The organism is Streptomyces sp. NPDC037054, assembly GCF_055606745.1.
The window spans coordinates 247,831-263,421 of the sequence record NZ_JBVJSJ010000004.1 but is presented as its reverse complement, the minus strand read 5'-3'; the positions used below and the strand labels follow the sequence as shown (position 1 = coordinate 263,421).

10 protein-coding genes are annotated in these 15,591 nt (G+C 73.4%); 7 read left to right on the top strand and 3 right to left on the bottom strand.

The window, feature by feature from the left end; genetic code table 11:
* The first annotated feature begins 114 nt into the window (after window positions 1-114).
* Window positions 115-1,023: a chitosanase gene (locus ACZ7D7_RS12105; RefSeq protein ID WP_470823966.1), complete on the top strand. Its 909-nt coding sequence runs from the start codon at window positions 115-117 to the stop codon at window positions 1,021-1,023.
* 153 nt (window positions 1,024-1,176) lie between these two features.
* On the opposite strand, the gene ACZ7D7_RS12100 is transcribed toward ACZ7D7_RS12105, so the two are convergent.
* The 3 genes from ACZ7D7_RS12100 to ACZ7D7_RS12090 all read right to left on the bottom strand — a co-directional run bounded on the left by ACZ7D7_RS12100 (window position 1,177) and on the right by ACZ7D7_RS12090 (window position 8,354).
* Complete coding sequence (locus ACZ7D7_RS12100; RefSeq protein ID WP_470823965.1) at window positions 1,177-2,640, bottom strand: glutamate synthase subunit beta; 1,464 nt, start codon at window positions 2,638-2,640, stop codon at window positions 1,177-1,179.
* Window positions 2,633-7,225 carry a glutamate synthase large subunit gene (gene gltB / locus ACZ7D7_RS12095; RefSeq protein WP_470824252.1) on the bottom strand — a complete coding sequence of 1,531 codons (4,593 nt, stop codon included), beginning with the start codon at window positions 7,223-7,225 and terminating at the stop codon, window positions 2,633-2,635. The genes ACZ7D7_RS12100 and gltB overlap by 8 nt, the downstream gene beginning before the upstream one ends.
* 397 nt (window positions 7,226-7,622) lie before the next feature.
* Complete coding sequence (locus tag ACZ7D7_RS12090) at window positions 7,623-8,354, bottom strand: VIT1/CCC1 transporter family protein (RefSeq protein WP_470823964.1); 732 nt, start codon at window positions 8,352-8,354, stop codon at window positions 7,623-7,625.
* 270 nt (window positions 8,355-8,624) lie between these two features.
* Between ACZ7D7_RS12090 and ACZ7D7_RS12085 the strand changes: the two genes are divergently transcribed.
* Genes ACZ7D7_RS12085 through ACZ7D7_RS12060 form a run of 6 tightly spaced genes read left to right on the top strand, consistent with a single transcriptional unit; the run spans window position 8,625 to window position 15,558 of the window.
* Window positions 8,625-9,629, top strand: coding sequence for an ADP-ribosylglycohydrolase family protein (locus ACZ7D7_RS12085; protein ID WP_470823963.1), 1,005 nt, complete (start codon window positions 8,625-8,627; stop codon window positions 9,627-9,629).
* Window positions 9,626-10,945 (top strand): ADP-ribosylglycohydrolase family protein, encoded by a 1,320-nt coding sequence (locus tag ACZ7D7_RS12080; RefSeq protein ID WP_470823962.1) that lies wholly within the window; start codon window positions 9,626-9,628, stop codon window positions 10,943-10,945. The genes ACZ7D7_RS12085 and ACZ7D7_RS12080 overlap by 4 nt, the downstream gene beginning before the upstream one ends.
* 8 nt (window positions 10,946-10,953) lie before the next feature.
* Entirely contained in the window at window positions 10,954-12,129 is a 1,176-nt protein-coding gene (locus ACZ7D7_RS12075) for an ADP-ribosylglycohydrolase family protein (protein WP_470823961.1), read from the top strand.
* Complete coding sequence (locus ACZ7D7_RS12070; protein ID WP_470823960.1) at window positions 12,117-13,484, top strand: ADP-ribosylglycohydrolase family protein; 1,368 nt, start codon at window positions 12,117-12,119, stop codon at window positions 13,482-13,484. The genes ACZ7D7_RS12075 and ACZ7D7_RS12070 overlap by 13 nt, the downstream gene beginning before the upstream one ends.
* Window positions 13,481-14,734, top strand: coding sequence for a CaiB/BaiF CoA transferase family protein (locus ACZ7D7_RS12065; RefSeq protein ID WP_470823959.1), 1,254 nt, complete (start codon window positions 13,481-13,483; stop codon window positions 14,732-14,734). Before ACZ7D7_RS12070 ends, ACZ7D7_RS12065 begins: the two co-directional genes overlap by 4 nt.
* The gene (locus tag ACZ7D7_RS12060) at window positions 14,731-15,558 is read left to right on the top strand and encodes an HpcH/HpaI aldolase/citrate lyase family protein (protein ID WP_470823958.1); all 828 of its coding nucleotides are present in this window, start codon (window positions 14,731-14,733) and stop codon (window positions 15,556-15,558) included. Before ACZ7D7_RS12065 ends, ACZ7D7_RS12060 begins: the two co-directional genes overlap by 4 nt.
* The last annotated feature ends 33 nt before the right edge of the window (window positions 15,559-15,591 follow it).

The window sequence follows — 15,591 nt, the reverse complement described above, 5'->3', positions numbered from 1 at the left end:
CCCCCGGCTTTCCCTTTGTCCCCGGTTGTTCGTTACTTTGTTCGCCACCGACCCGTGGATCCCGAGTCCACGCCCGCACGTGGTCGGCGTACTGACCGGCGGAGGTACTCCCCAGTGAAGCGTTCCGGTGTGCTCTGGCTGGCGGCCGTCCCCGTGGTGGCGACGGCGGCCGTCTACCTGATGGGTCCCGGCGAGTCCGACGGCGCCACGGCGAACGGCCCGGCCGTCTCCGCCGCGCCGAACGCGCGCGAGGCCGCCAAGGAGCGCGCCGAGTCGGAGCGGGCCAAGGACGACGCGCTGGTCGCGAGCCGGCCGCCGGGCCTGGCCGACCCGGCGAAGAAGGAGCTCGCCCAGCGGATCCTGGCGAGCGCGGAGAACTCGACGCTGCGCTGGCGCGAGACCTACGGCGCCATCGAGGACCTCGGCGACGGCGTCGGCTACACGGCGGGCATCGTCGGCTTCTGCACCGGCACCCACGACCTGCTGGCCCTCGTCGAGCGCTACACGGAGAAGTACCCGGACAACGGCCTCGCCCCGTTCCTGCCGGCGCTGCGCGAGGTCGACGGCACGGACTCCCACGAGGGCCTCGACCCCGGCTTCACGGCCGCCTGGAAGGCCGAGTCGGAGAAGCCGGAGTTCCGGGCGGCCCAGGAGGCGGAGCGCGACCGGGTCTACTTCGACCCGGCGGTGCGCATGGCCAAGCTCGACGGCCTCGGCACGCTCGGCCAGTTCGTGTACTACGACGCGATGGTCTTCCACGGGCCGGACGCCGGCCCCGACGGCTTCTACGGCATGCGCGAGCAGGCCATGCGCAAGGCGAAGACGCCCGGCGAGGGCGGCGGTGAGAAGGCGTTCCTGGAGGCGTTCCTCGACGTGCGCCGGGCCGCCATGCTGGCGAAGGAGCCGGGCGCCGACACCTCCCGCGTGGACACGGCCCAGCGCCGCTTCCTGCGCGAGGGCAACCTGAAGCTGAGCACGCCGCTGACGTGGTCGGTGTACGGGGAGTCGTACCGCATTCCCTGAGCGTCACGGGGACGCGCGGGCGCCACTGGACATGCGGCGGCGCCTGCCAGGTCGTCCGGTCGGGGACAGGTAGGCAGGCGCCGTCAGTGTTCCGTACGCCTTTGTACGGGACGCATATGAATGACCGTCAGGTCACCTTTGTCATCCGGCGGATCACACCGTGAGGGCGCGGTCCGTCGGACGGATCGGGGCCGGCAGCTCGCTGGCGCCGGTCAGGAAGCGGTCGACGCCGCGGGCGGCCGAGCGGCCCTCCGCGATCGCCCACACGATGAGGGACTGGCCGCGGCCGGCGTCACCGGCGACGAACACGCCCGGCACGTTGGTCTGGTACTCGGCGTCGCGGGCGATGTTGCCGCGCTCGTCGAGCTCCAGCCCGAACTGCTCCACGAGGCCGTTCTCGCGGTCGGTGCCCGTGAAGCCCATCGCCAGCGTGACCAGCTGGGCGGGGATCTTGCGCTCCGTGCCCGGCTTCGGGGTGAGCCTGCCGTCGACGAACTCGACCTCGGTCAGGTGCAGCCACTGGACATTGCCGTCCTCGTCGCCCTCGAAGTGGGTGGTGGAGACGGAGTAGACCCGCTCGCCGCCCTCCTCGTGCGCCGAGGTGACCTTGTAGAGCATCGGGAAGGTCGGCCACGGCTGCGAGACCGGGTCCCGGTCGTCGCCCGGACGCGGCATGATCTCCAGCTGCGTGACGGACGCCGCGCCCTGGCGGTGGGCGGTGCCCACGCAGTCGGCGCCGGTGTCGCCGCCGCCGATGACCACGACGTGCTTGCCCTCGGCCGAGATCGGGGGCGCCACGAAGTCGCCCTCCTGCACCTTGTTGGCCAGCGGCAGGTACTCCATGGCCTGGTGGATGCCCTTGAGCTCGCGGCCGGGCACCGGCAGGTCGCGCGCGGTGGTGGCACCGACGGCCAGGACCACGGCGTCGTACCGCTTGCGCAGCGCGGTCGCCGGCATGTCGCGGCCGATCTCGACGCCGGTGCGGAACTTGGTGCCCTCCGCGCGCATCTGCTCGATACGGCGGTTGATGTGCCGCTTCTCCATCTTGAACTCGGGGATGCCGTACCGCAGGAGACCTCCGACGCGGTCCGCGCGCTCGTAGACGGCGACCGTGTGGCCGGCCCGGGTCAGCTGCTGCGCGGCGGCCAGACCGGCGGGGCCGGAGCCGACGACGGCGACGGTCTTGCCGGACAGGCGCTCGGGGATCTGCGGGGCGACGTCCCCGGTCTCCCACGCCTTGTCGATGATCGAGACCTCGACGTTCTTGATGGTGACCGCGGGCTGGTTGATGCCGAGCACGCACGCCGACTCGCACGGGGCCGGGCACAGGCGGCCGGTGAACTCCGGGAAGTTGTTCGTGGCGTGCAGCCGCTCGGAGGCGGCGCCCCAGTCCTCGCGGTAGGCGTAGTCGTTCCACTCCGGGATCAGGTTCCCGAGGGGACAGCCGTTGTGGCAGAACGGGATGCCGCAGTCCATGCAGCGGCCGGCCTGCTTGCTGATGATCGGCAGCAGGGAGCCGGGGACGTAGACCTCGTTCCAGTCCTTGACGCGCTCCTCGACGGGACGGGTCTTGGCGACCTCACGGCCGTGGTTCAGAAAGCCCTTCGGATCAGCCATTGATCGCCGCCTCCATCATCTTCTCGTGGGTCTCGGACTCGGAGAGACCGGCGAGCTCGGCGGCGTCCTTGGCGGCGAGCACTGCCTTGTACGTGCTGGGGATGATCTTGCTGAAGCGCTCCACCGCGGTGTCCCACTCGGCGAGCAGCTTCTCGGCGACGGTCGAGCCCGTCTCCTCCTGGTGCCGGCGGACCACGTCGTGCAGCCACTGCTTGTCGGCCTCGTCCAGCTCATGGACGGCGTCCAGGTTGCCGGCGTTGACGTTGTCCCGGTCGAGGTCGACGACGTACGCGACGCCGCCCGACATGCCGGCCGCGAAGTTGCGGCCCGTCTCGCCGAGGACGACCGCGTGACCGCCGGTCATGTACTCGCAGCCGTGGTCGCCCACGCCCTCGGAGACGACCAGCGCGCCGGAGTTGCGGACGCAGAACCGCTCGCCGACCTTGCCGCGCAGGAACATCTCGCCGCCGGTCGCGCCGTACGCGAGGGTGTTGCCCGCGATGACGCTGTACTCGGCGAGGTGGTCGGCGCCGCGGTCCGGGCGGACCACGATCCGGCCGCCCGACAGGCCCTTGCCGACGTAGTCGTTGGCGTCGCCCTCCAGGCGCAGCGTGACACCGCGCGGGACGAAGGCGCCGAAGGACTGGCCGGCGGAGCCGGTGAAGGTGATGTCGATGGTGTCGTCGGGCAGGCCCGCGCCGCCAAACTTCTTCGTCACCTCGTGGCCGAGCATGGTGCCGACCGTGCGGTTGATGTTGCGGATGGCGACCTGGGCGCGCACCGGCGCCGCGTCGGTGGCGGAGTCGGCGGCCAGGGCGTCGGCGGCGAGCTTGATCAGCTCGTTGTCGAGCGCCTTCTCCAGGCCGTGGTCCTGCGCGATCACCTGGTGGCGCACGGCGCCCTCGGGCAGCTCGGGCACGTGGAACAGCGGAGCCAGGTCCAGGCCCTGGGCCTTCCAGTGGTCGACCGCACGGGTCACGTCGAGCGTCTCGGCGTGGCCGACGGCCTCCTCGATGGAGCGGAAGCCCAGCTCGGCGAGGATCTCGCGGACCTCTTCGGCGATGAACCGGAAGAAGTTCACGACGTATTCGGCCTTGCCGGAGAACCGGTCCCTGAGGGTCGGGTTCTGGGTGGCGATGCCGACCGGGCAGGTGTCCAGGTGGCAGACACGCATCATGACGCAGCCGGAGACGACGAGCGGCGCGGTCGCGAAGCCGAACTCCTCGGCGCCGAGCAGCGCGGCGATGACGACGTCGCGGCCGGTCTTCAGCTGGCCGTCGGTCTGCACGACGATGCGGTCGCGCAGGCCGTTGAGCAGCAGCGTCTGCTGGGTCTCGGCGAGGCCGAGCTCCCAGGGGCCGCCCGCGTGCTTGAGCGAGGTGAGCGGGGAGGCGCCGGTGCCGCCGTCGTGGCCGGAGATGAGCACGACGTCCGCGTGCGCCTTGGAGACACCCGCGGCGACCGTGCCGACCCCGACCTCGGAGACCAGCTTCACGTGGATCCGCGCCTGCGGGTTCGCGTTCTTCAGGTCGTGGATCAGCTGGGCCAGGTCCTCGATGGAGTAGATGTCGTGGTGCGGCGGCGGCGAGATCAGGCCGACGCCCGGCGTCGAGTGACGCGTCTTGGCGACCCACGGGTAGACCTTGTGGCCGGGCAGCTGGCCGCCCTCGCCGGGCTTGGCGCCCTGGGCCATCTTGATCTGGATGTCGTCGGAGTTGACCAGGTACTCGCTCGTCACGCCGAAGCGGCCGGAGGCGACCTGCTTGATCGACGAACGCCGCGCCGGGTCGTACAGGCGCTCCGGGTCCTCGCCGCCCTCACCGGTGTTGGACTTGCCGCCCAGCTGGTTCATGGCGATGGCGAGGGTCTCGTGCGCCTCCTTCGAGATGGAGCCGTACGACATGGCGCCGGTGGAGAACCGCTTGACGATCTCGGAGGCCGGCTCGACCTCCTCGACCGGGATCGGCTTCCGGTCCGACTTGAAGCCGAACAGGCCGCGCAGCGTCATCAGGCGCTCGGACTGCTCGTTCACGCGGTCGGTGTACTTCTTGAAGATGTCGTAGCGGCCGGTGCGCGTGGAGTGCTGGAGGCGGAAGACCGTCTCCGGGTCGAACAGGTGCGGCTCGCCCTCGCGGCGCCACTGGTACTCGCCGCCGATGTCGAGCGCGCGGTGCGCGGGCGCGATGCCGGAGGCGGGGTACGCCTTGGCGTGCCGGGCGGCGACCTCCTTGGCGACGACGTCGATGCCGACGCCGCCGATCTTGGTGGTGGTGCCGTTGAAGTACTTCTCGACGAACGCGTCGTCGAGGCCGACGGCCTCGAAGACCTGGGCGCCGCGGTAGGAGGCGACGGTCGAGATGCCCATCTTGGACATGACCTTCAGGACGCCCTTGCCGAGGGCGTAGATCAGGTTGCGGATGGCCTGCTCGGGCTCCATGCCCGGCAGGAACGTCCCTGCGCGGACCAGGTCCTCGACGGACTCCATCGCCAGGTACGGGTTGACCGCGGCGGCGCCGTAGCCGATGAGGAGGGCCACGTGGTGGACCTCGCGGACGTCGCCGGCCTCGACCAGCAGGCCCACCTGGGTGCGCTGCTTGGTGCGGATGAGGTGGTGGTGGACGGCCGCGGTGAGCAGCAGCGACGGGATCGGCGCGTGCTCGGCGTCGGAGTGGCGGTCCGACAGGACGATCAGGCGGGCGCCGTTCTCGATGGCGGCGTCGGCCTCGGCACAGATCTCGTCGATGCGGGCGGCCAGCGCGTCGCCGCCGCCGTGCACCCGGTACAGGCCGGACAGCGTGGCGGCCTTGAAGCCGGGCATGTCGCCGTCGGCGTTGATGTGGATGAGCTTGGCCAGCTCGTCGTTGTCGATGACCGGGAACGGCAGCACGACGGAGCGGCAGGAGGCGGCCGTGGGCTCCAGCAGGTTGCCCTGCGGGCCGAGCGAGCTGCGCAGGGAGGTGACCAGCTCCTCGCGGATGGCGTCCAGCGGCGGGTTGGTGACCTGCGCGAACAGCTGCGTGAAGTAGTCGAAGAGCAGTCGCGGGCGGTCCGAGAGCGCGGCGATCGGCGAGTCGGTGCCCATCGAACCGATCGGCTCGGCACCGGCCTTGGCCATCGGCGCGAGGATGACCCGCAGCTCCTCCTCGGTGTAGCCGAAGGTCTGCTGGCGGCGGGTGACCGAGGCGTGCGTGTGCACGATGTGCTCGCGCTCGGGCAGGTCGCTCAGCTCGATCTCGCCGGTCTCGAGCCACTCGGCGTAGGGCTTCTCGGCGGCGAGCTGCGCCTTGATCTCGTCGTCCTCGATGATGCGGTGCTCGGCGGTGTCCACGAGGAACATCCGGCCGGGCTGGAGACGGCCCTTGCGGACGACCTTCGCGGGGTCGATGTCGAGGACGCCGACCTCGGAGCCGAGGACGACGAGGCCGTCGTCGGTGACCCAGTAGCGGCCGGGGCGCAGGCCGTTGCGGTCGAGGACCGCGCCGACCTGGGTGCCGTCGGTGAAGGTGACGCAGGCGGGGCCGTCCCAGGGCTCCATCATCGTGGAGTGGAACTGGTAGAAGGCGCGCCGGGCCGGGTCCATGGAGTCGTGGTTCTCCCACGCCTCCGGAATCATCATCAGCACGGAGTGCGGCAGCGAACGCCCGCCGAGGTGCAGCAGTTCCAGCACCTCGTCGAAGGACGCGGAGTCGGAGGCGTCGGGCGTGCAGATCGGGAAGATCCGCTCGAGGTCGCGGTCGCCGAACAGGTCGGAGACGAGCTGCGACTCGCGGGCGACCATCCAGTTGCGGTTGCCCTTGACGGTGTTGATCTCACCGTTGTGCGCGACGAAGCGGTACGGGTGGGCGAGCGGCCACGACGGGAAGGTGTTCGTGGAGAACCGGGAGTGCACGAGCGCGATCGCGGAGGCGAAGCGGCGGTCGGACAGGTCCGGGAAGAAGGGCTCGAGCTGGCCGGTGGTCAGCATGCCCTTGTAGACGATCGTCCGCGCGGACAGCGACGGGAAGTACACGCCGGCCTCGCGCTCGGCGCGCTTGCGCAGCACGAACGCCTTGCGGTCGAGGTCGATGCCGGTGCTCGTGCCGTCGGCGACGAAGATCTGCCGGAACGCGGGCATCGTGGAGCGGGCGGTGGCGCCGAGCAGCTGGGGCGCGACCGGGACCTCGCGCCAGCCGAGGACGGTCAGGCCCTCGTCGGCCGCGATCGTCTCGATCCGTGAGACGGCGTCGGCGAGGGAGTCCTCGGGCAGGAAGGCGGTGCCCACCGCGTAGGCGCCCGCCTCGGGCAGCTCGAATCCGGCCACCTCACGGAAGAAGGCGTCGGGCACCTGGGAGAGGATTCCGGCGCCGTCGCCGGAGTCCGGCTCGGAGCCGGTGGCGCCGCGGTGCTCCAGGTTGCGCAGCACCGTGAGGGCCTGGTCGACCAGCGTGTGGGACGCCTCGCCGGTGAGGGTGGCGACGAAGCCGACGCCGCAGGCGTCGTGCTCGTTGCGGGGGTCGTACATACCCTGCGCAGCAGGGCGAGCATCCATGAACGACCAGTTCTGGCCATTCGTGGAGTGCTGGGACGGCTGGCGCGGCGTACGCATCGGCTCTCCCGTCGTCGTCATGTGGCTGAAGGTCCCTCCCAGGCCTCTGGGGCTCTGGGGGAAAAGTGCCGAGGGACGACGTTGGCCCTCTGCGTGAGTGCAAAATTTCGTGCAGGTTACATGATGGAGCGGTTCTCGGGAACCGGATACTCCGTTCCAACATGCGGACGCCGCGGGGCGGCGGGCGGGGGTACCGCGCCGGGCGGCGGAGGCTGTGGGGGGCGCGGACAGATCGATGTCCGTCGTCCCGATGGCGGGCCGGGCGTCGTCACCCGCCCCGCGGATGCGCCGCGGGCCTCATTGCCCACAGCGCTTACGGCTCATGCCCAGTGGTCAACCATTCGAAACCAGCGGGTAACGGCTACTTATGCGGTCCCTCGCATAAGTAGGAGCCGTCCTATCCTACGACCGTTCCGAACAGGGAGCCCAGGGCGTACGTCACACCGGCCGCCGCGCCACCCAGGGCGAGCTGCCGCAGCCCGCTGTACCACCAGGTCCGCGTGGTCACCTTGGCCACGACCGCGCCGCACAGGAACAGCCCGGCCAGCGCGAGCAGCACGGCGGGCCACAGCGCGGTCGCGCCGAGCAGGTAGGGCAGGACGGGCAGCAGGGCGCCGAGCGCGAACGAGCCGAACGACGACACGGCCGCGACCAGCGGGGAGGGCAGGTCGCCGGGATCGATGCCGAGCTCCTCGCGGGCATGGATCTCCAGGGCCTGCTCGGGGTCCTTCGACAACTGCCGCGCCACCTCGCGGGCGAGCGGGGGCTCGACGCCGCGCGCCTCGTACAGCGCGGCCAGTTCGGCTTCCTCGTCCTTGGGGTGCTTGCGCAGCTCGCGGCGCTCGACGTCCAGCTCGGCCTCGACGAGTTCGCGCTGCGAGGCGACGGAGGTGTATTCGCCGGCCGCCATCGAGAAGGCGCCGGCGGCGAGTCCCGCGAGACCGCTCAGGACGATGGTCTGCTGGCCGGCCGCGCCGCCCGCGACACCGGTCATCAGGGCGAGGTTGGAGACCAGACCGTCCATCGCGCCGAAGACGGCGGGGCGCAGCCAGCCGCCGTTGACGTCCCGGTGCGTGTGGTTGTCGCGGTGCGCCTCGTGCAGCGTCGCCTCGGTCTCGATGATGGCCATGCCGGTCCCCCAAAAGCTTCTTTGGACAACTTCTACTTTTCGGCAACGACCAAGGTACGCCGTTCATCTCGCGCCCGCCAGCAAGGAAAGGCTGGGCTAACCTGCACTTTTGCCCTGAACGCTCATGCGTGCCGAAGCCTGCACAGATGTCGACCGGGTGATGCTGAGGCGGGTGAGGCTGCGCGGGACGCCGCACCGGGGACAGTCCCGCAAAGGGGTTCCGCGCCCTCGGGCGCCCCTGCGAGGCACCCCTGGGAGGAGAGCCCGCGTATGGCATCGATCGCCTGCAGTCCCCCCGTCCCGGCGGCCGGTGACGCCGCCGAACTCCGCGAACGGGCGCGCGGCGCGCTGCTGGGGCTCGCCGTCGGCGACGCGCTCGGCGCACCGGCCGAGAACATGAAGCCCTCCGAGATCCGGGCCCGCTGGGGCCGCATCACGGGCTACGTCGCGGACACCCCGGCCGGCACGGACGACACCGAGTACGCGATCTTCTCCGGACTCCTGCTGGCCCGGCACGGCTCGGCGCTCACCCCGGCGCATGTGGAGGCGGCCTGGCACGAGTGGATCGCCGACCGCGACGAGGGGCCGTTCCGGGGCGCCGGGTTCAGCGAGCGCGGCACGCTGGAGAACCTCCGCCGGGGCCTGGCCGCGCCGATCTCCGCCCAGCACCGGCACGCCTGGAGCGACGGGCTCGCCATGCGCGCGGCGCCCTTCGGGGTGTTCGCGGCGGGCCGCCCCGGCGAGGCGGCCCGGCTGGTCGCGATCGACGGCTCGGTCAGCCACGACGGGGAGGGCATCTACGGCGGACAGGCGGTGGCGGCCGGGGTCGCGGCGGCGATGGCGGGCGCGCCCACCATGGTGGTCGTCGCGTCGGCGCTCGCGGTGCTGCCGGAGGACTCGTGGACGGCGCGCTCCCTGCGCCGGGCCGTAGCCGTCGCCCACCGCGGCGAACGCGCGGTCCGCTCCGCGGTCGTCATCGGCGGCTATCCGTGGACCGACCTGGCGCCCGAGGCGGTGGCCCTGGCGTTCGGCGCGTACGCGGCGGCCGACGGCGACTTCGAGGGCGCGGTCCTGACGGCCGTGAACATGGGCCGCGACGCCGACACGACGGCGGCGGTGGCGGGCGCCCTGGCCGGCGCGACCCGGGGCGCCTCGGCGGTCCCGGCCGCGTGGGCGGCGGCCATCGGCCCGGCCCGCGGCAGCTGCCTGCCCGCAATGGCCGGCCACCACGTGCTGGACGTGGCGGACCTGCTGACGCCGGAGGTGACGCGGTGACGACACTGGACGAAGCGACACACCCCGGGGCACCACCCGCGGCCGCCGACGGCGTAAACACGCCGCAGGCACCACCCGCACCCGCCGACGGCGAGAAGACCCCACAGGGGCCACCCGCACCCGACGACGAGAGCCGCACGGGCGGTGCGGGTGGGAAACCCCAGAGGACCGAAGGCGCAGCCGAGGCCGGTCACCGGCGCACAACCCGCCGCATCGAGGGTCTCCTCCTCGGCCTCGCCGCGGGCGACGCCGCAGGCTGGCCGGCCGCCCGCCACCGAGCCTCCCGCATGCCCGAGTGGACCCGCCGCCTCACCCGCGAACTGGACACCTTCGCCGAGCACAACGCCACGACCACCCTCCCCGTCCCGATCGCCCTCAACCAGCCCCCGGAACCCCTCCGCCTCGGCCCGTCCGACGACGCCGAGTGGGCGGCGTTCGCCGCGGAGGCCCTGCTGCGGGCCGGCGACGACGACGCCCTCGGCGACCTGAGCCGGGCACGCCGCACCCGCGCCGCCATCGACCTCACCTGGAACGCCGTCGCCGCCGAGGTCGCCGCCGCGGCCGAACGCGCCCCCGAGGTCGAGTCGGCGGTGCTCCCGCTGCGCGCCCGCATCTCCGTGCGGGCCGGCCTCGGCAACCTCGCGACCGGCCTGCGCCCGCCCGCCTCGGGACACGACAACCCGCACTTCTTCGACGACGCCGCCTGCGTCCGCGCCTGCGTCCTGGCCGTCGCCCACCCCGGCGACCCGGCCGGCGCCGCCGATCTCGCCGAGTTCGACGCCCGCTACACCCAGGACGGCGACGGCGTGCACGGCGCGCGGGCCATGGCGGCGGCCGTCGCGACGGCCCTCACCGGCGCCGGTGTCACGGCGTGCGTGTCGGCCGCGCTCGCCGAGCTGCCCGGGTCGACGGAGATCGGGCGCAACGCCCGGCACGCCCTCGCGCTCGCCCGGGACGCCGACGGCGCCTTCGACCTCGTACCGCGCCTGGAACACCAGATCGTCGACCACGTCTACAGCTACGGCATCGCCGCCGCCGAGACCGTCCCGGTCGCCCTCGCCCTCGCGTGGGCCGCCCGCGGCGGGATCGCGGAAGCGGTGCCGGCGGCGGCCTGTCTGTCCCGCGTCGCGGACTCCGCCCCCGCCCTGGCCGGCGCCCTGACCGGGGCGCTCGGCGGCGGCGCCGCGATCCCGGCGTCCTGGCGGGAGACCTGCCGCACCCTGTCCGGCTGCGCGCTGCCCCGGCTCACGGGCACCGACCTGGTGGAACTCGCCGAACTCCTGGAAGCCGTGCAACCGGCCCCGCCAGGAGGATGATTCGGGGCATGACGCCCAAAGGAGAAGAAAACCGTGAGGCCGCTCTGGAGGACCGGATCACCGGCGCGCTCGTCGGCGCGGCCGTCGGCGACGCGCTCGGCGGCCCCGTCGAGGGCTACTCCCCCGACCAGATCCTCCAGCGCCACGGCGGCCGGGTGCACGGCGTCGTCGGCCCCTGGAACGGCGACGCCTGGCGCACCGCCCGCCCCATCGCCCCCTACCACAAGGGCGACGGGCACGTCACCGACGACACCTTGATGACCCACGCGCTGGTCCGGGTCTACGCCCGGGTCCGCGACCACCTGGACGCGTACGCGGTCGCCGACCACCTCGTGCCGGACCTGATGACGAACCCGCGCTGGATCCCGGAGCTGGAGGCCGAGGCGCTTCCCCTCCAGCGGATCTTCCTGGCGGAGAAGTGGCTGGTGGCCCGCCTGCACTACGGTCACGTCGACCCCCGCGAGGCCGGCACCGGCAACATCGTCAACTGCGGCGCCGCGATGTACATGGCCCCGGTCGGCCTGGTCAACGCGGCCAACCCGGCGGGCGCGTACGCCGAAGCGCTGGACGTGGCGGGCGCGCACCAGTCGTCGTACGGCAGGGAGGCTGCGGGTGTCTTCGCGGCGGCGGTCGCGGCGGCGGCCACGCCGGGTGCGACGCCGGACTCGGTGGTGGCGGCCTGTCTGGCGCTGGCGAAGGACGGCACGCGGGCGGCGATCGAGCAGGTCTGCGACGTGGCCGCCCGGTACTCGGACTTCGAGTCGGCGCTGGTGCCGCTGCGGGAGGCCGTCGCGCCGTTCGACACGGTCGGCCCCGACTACCGCTCCCCCTCGCTGGGCGCCCGGCGCCCGTCCCGGCTGCACGCGATCGAGGAACTGCCCGTCGCGCTGGGCATGGTGGTGGTCGCGCGCGGCGACTGGCGGCACGCGGTGCTCGGCTCGGTGAACTACGGGCGCGACTGCGACTCCATCGCCACCATGGCGGGGGCCGTCGCGGGCGCGCTGGGCTCCGCCGTCCCCGAGGAGTGGGCGAAGACGGTCGCCGAGGCCAGCCGCCTGGACCTGTGGGAACCGGCGCACGTGCTCACCGAGGTGACGCGGGAGGTCTTCGCACGGGACGTGGAGCGACGCCGGGCGCACGAGCGGGCGTTCGCGGAACTCGGGGGTCCGGGATGCTCCGGCTGACGTGGGTGCAGCCCGAGGACCTGCTCGGGCACGAGCTGCGGCAGGCGGCGCTGGACGGCCGTGAGGCCTCGGTGATCGCCGAGCGGTGGCGGTCGGCGGGCGGGCCCGAGGCCCCGTTGCGCGCGGGCGCGTCGGAGCGCCCGGTCTCCGGCTATCTGCGCCGGCTGGCGAACGACCTGCTGGACGAACTCGCCGATCTGCCCGGCAGGCTGGCCGACAGCGAGCCGACGGACCTGGCCCGGATCAGGGCGCTGTGCCCCGACTGGCCGACCCCCGCGGTCTCGCGTCCGGAGGTCGGGCTGCGGGCCCGCCTGGAGGCCGCCTGGCTGGGCCGCGCGGCCGGCTGCCTGCTGGGCAAGCCCGTGGAGAAGCTGCCCCTGGACGCCCTTCGCGCCCTGGCCCGCGCGACCGGAAACTGGCCGCTGACCACGTGGTTCACCGCGCGCGGCGTCCCCGCGGACCTCCTCGCCGCGCACCCCTGGAACCGCCGCTCGGCCGCCACCAGCCTCGCCGAGAACATCGACGGCATGCCCGAGGACGACGACCTCAACTACGCGGTGCTGAACCTGCTGTTGCTGCGCCGCCACGGCAGGTCCTTCACGACCGCCGACGTGGCCCGCCTCTGGCTCGACGAACTCCCCGCCGGCCGCACCTTCACCGCGGAGCGCGTCGCGTACCGGAATCTGCTGACCGGCCTGGAACCTCCGCTGACCGCCCGGCACCGCAACCCGTTCCGGGAGTGGATCGGCGCCCTGATCCGCGCCGACGTGCACGGCTGGACCAACCCGGGCGATCCGGGCGCGGCGGCCGAGCAGGCGCATCGCGACGCCACCCTCACGCACACCGCGAACGGCGTGTACGCGGCGATGTTCACGGCGGCGGTCGTCGCCACCGCCGCGACCGGCGACCACGACGTGCACGCCTGTCTGCGCACCGGCCTCGCGGTCGTCCCGCCCGGCTCCCGGCTGGCCGCCGCGGTCCGCCACGGCATCCGGCTCGCCGAGTCCCACGGGGACTTCGACGCGGTGGTGGACCGACTGCACGCCGCCCACGACGCGACCCACCACTGGGTGCACGCCGTGCCCAACACCGCCCTGATCGCCGCCGCGCTCACCCACGCCGACGGCGACTTCACCGGCGCCGTCTGCCGTGCGGTGTCCGGCGGTTGGGACACCGACTCCAACGGCGCGACCGCCGGGAGCGTCGCCGGTCTCCTCGCGGGCTCCCCCGCCGCCCTGCCGGAGCGCTGGACCGCGCCGCTGAAGAACCGGCTGGCGACCTCCGTCGGCGACTTCGACGGCACCGGCTTCGACACCCTCGCCCACCTCACCCACCAGGAGGCCTCCCGCCCATGACGGCCGACGCCCCGACCTGCGCCCCGACCGATGTCCCTGCCGATGTCCCGAACGGCGCCCCCGACGCCGCCCCGCTGACCGGCCTCCGCGTCCTCGACCTCGCGACCCTCTTCGCCGGCCCGCTCGCCGCCACCCTGCTCGGCGACTTCGGCGCCGAGGTCGTCAAGGTCGAGCACCCGAGGAGACCCGACCCGTCCCGCGGCCACGGCCCCTCGAAGGACGGCGTCGGCCTGTGGTGGAAGGTGCTCGGCCGCAACAAGCGCACCATCACCCTCGACCTGTCCAGGCCGGGCGGCCGGGACACGCTGCTCAGGCTGGCCACCGGGGCGGACGTCGTCATCGAGAACTTCCGCCCCGGCACCCTGGAGAAGTGGGACCTCGGCTGGCCGGAGCTGTCCGCCGCCAACCCCCGCCTGGTGCTGGCCCGCGTCACCGCGTTCGGCCAGTTCGGCCCGTACGCGCACCGGCCCGGCTTCGGCACCCTCGCCGAGGCCATGAGCGGCTTCGCCGCGATCACCGGCGAACCGGAAGCGCCGCCCACGCTCCCGCCGTTCGGCCTCGCCGACTCCATCGCCGGACTCGCCACCGCGTACGCCGTGATGGCCGCGCTCGCCGCCCGGGACCGCACCGGCGAGGGCCAGGTGGTCGACATGGCGATCATCGAGCCGATCCTGACGGTGCTGGGCCCGCAGCCCACCTGGTACGACCAGCTCGGACACGTCCAGCGGCGCACCGGCAACCGGTCCGCCAACAACGCCCCGCGCAACACCTACCGCACCGCCGACGGCGACTGGGTCGCCGTGTCCACGTCCGCCCAGTCCATCGCCGAGCGCGTGATGCACCTGGTCGGCCGCCCCGAGCTGATCGACGAGCCGTGGTTCGCGACCGGCGCGGGCCGGGCCGCGCACGCCGACGTCCTCGACGCGGCGGTCGGCGACTGGATCGCCCGGCACTCCCGCACCGACGTCCTCGCGGCGTTCGAGAAGGCGGAGGCGGCGGTGGCGCCCGTGCAGGACGTGCGGGACGTGCTGGCCGACCCGCAGTACCAGGCGCTGGACACCGTCACCACCGTGGACGACCCGGAGCTGGGGCCACTGCGCATGCAGAACGTGCTGTTCCGGCTGTCGGCCACGCCCGGCGCGATCCGCTGGGCGGGCCGCCCGCACGGCGCCGACACGGACGAGGTCCTCACCGAACTGGGCCTCACCCCGGCCGAGTTGACGGCCCTGCGCGCGGAGGGGGCGCTGTGACGGACGCCGGGACGGACACCCCGCTGACCTGGCTGTACGCCCCCGGTGACCGGCCGCACGTGGTCGCCAAGGCCCTCGCCTGCGGGGCGGACGTGGTCGTCGTGGACCTGGAGGACGCCGTCGCCCCGGACCGCAAGGCCTACGCCCGCGACGCCACCGCCGAGTTGCTGAGCGGCCCGCAGCCGGTGCCGGTCCACGTCCGGGTCAACGCCCTCGACGGCCCCTGGGGCGCGGCCGACCTGGCGGCGCTCGCCGCGGCGCCCGGCCTCGGCGGTGTGCGGCTGCCGAAGGTGACGCGGCCCTCGGACGTCGTCCGGACGGCGCTGGTCACCGGCGAGGTCCCCCTGTACGCCCTGCTGGAGACGGCCCTGGGTGTCGAGCACGCCTTCGCCGTCGCCTCCTGCCACCCCGCGCTGCGCGGCATCGCGCTCGGCGAGGCGGACCTGCGGGCCGACCTGGGCGTACGGGACGACGCGGGCCTGGACTGGTCGCGCTCCCGGGTGGTGGTGGCCGCGCGGGCTGCCGGACTCGCCCCGCCGCCCCAGTCGGTGCACCCGGACACCCGTGACCTGGAAGGGCTCGCGGCGTCCTGCGCGCGCGGCCGGGCCCTCGGCTTCCTGGGCCGGGCCGCGATCCATCCGCGCCAGCTCCCGGTGATCGAGCGGGCGTACCTGCCCACCCGGCAGGAGATCGAGCAGGCGGAGACGGTCGTGAAGGCCGCGGCCCAGGAGGCGGGCGCGCAGGCCCTGGCGGACGGCCGGTTCGTGGACGCGGCGGTGGTCAGGGCGGCCCGGCGGACGCTGGCGCTGTCCCGCCGCCGCTGAAGCGGACCCCGCCTCGCACACGACGAGGGCGCC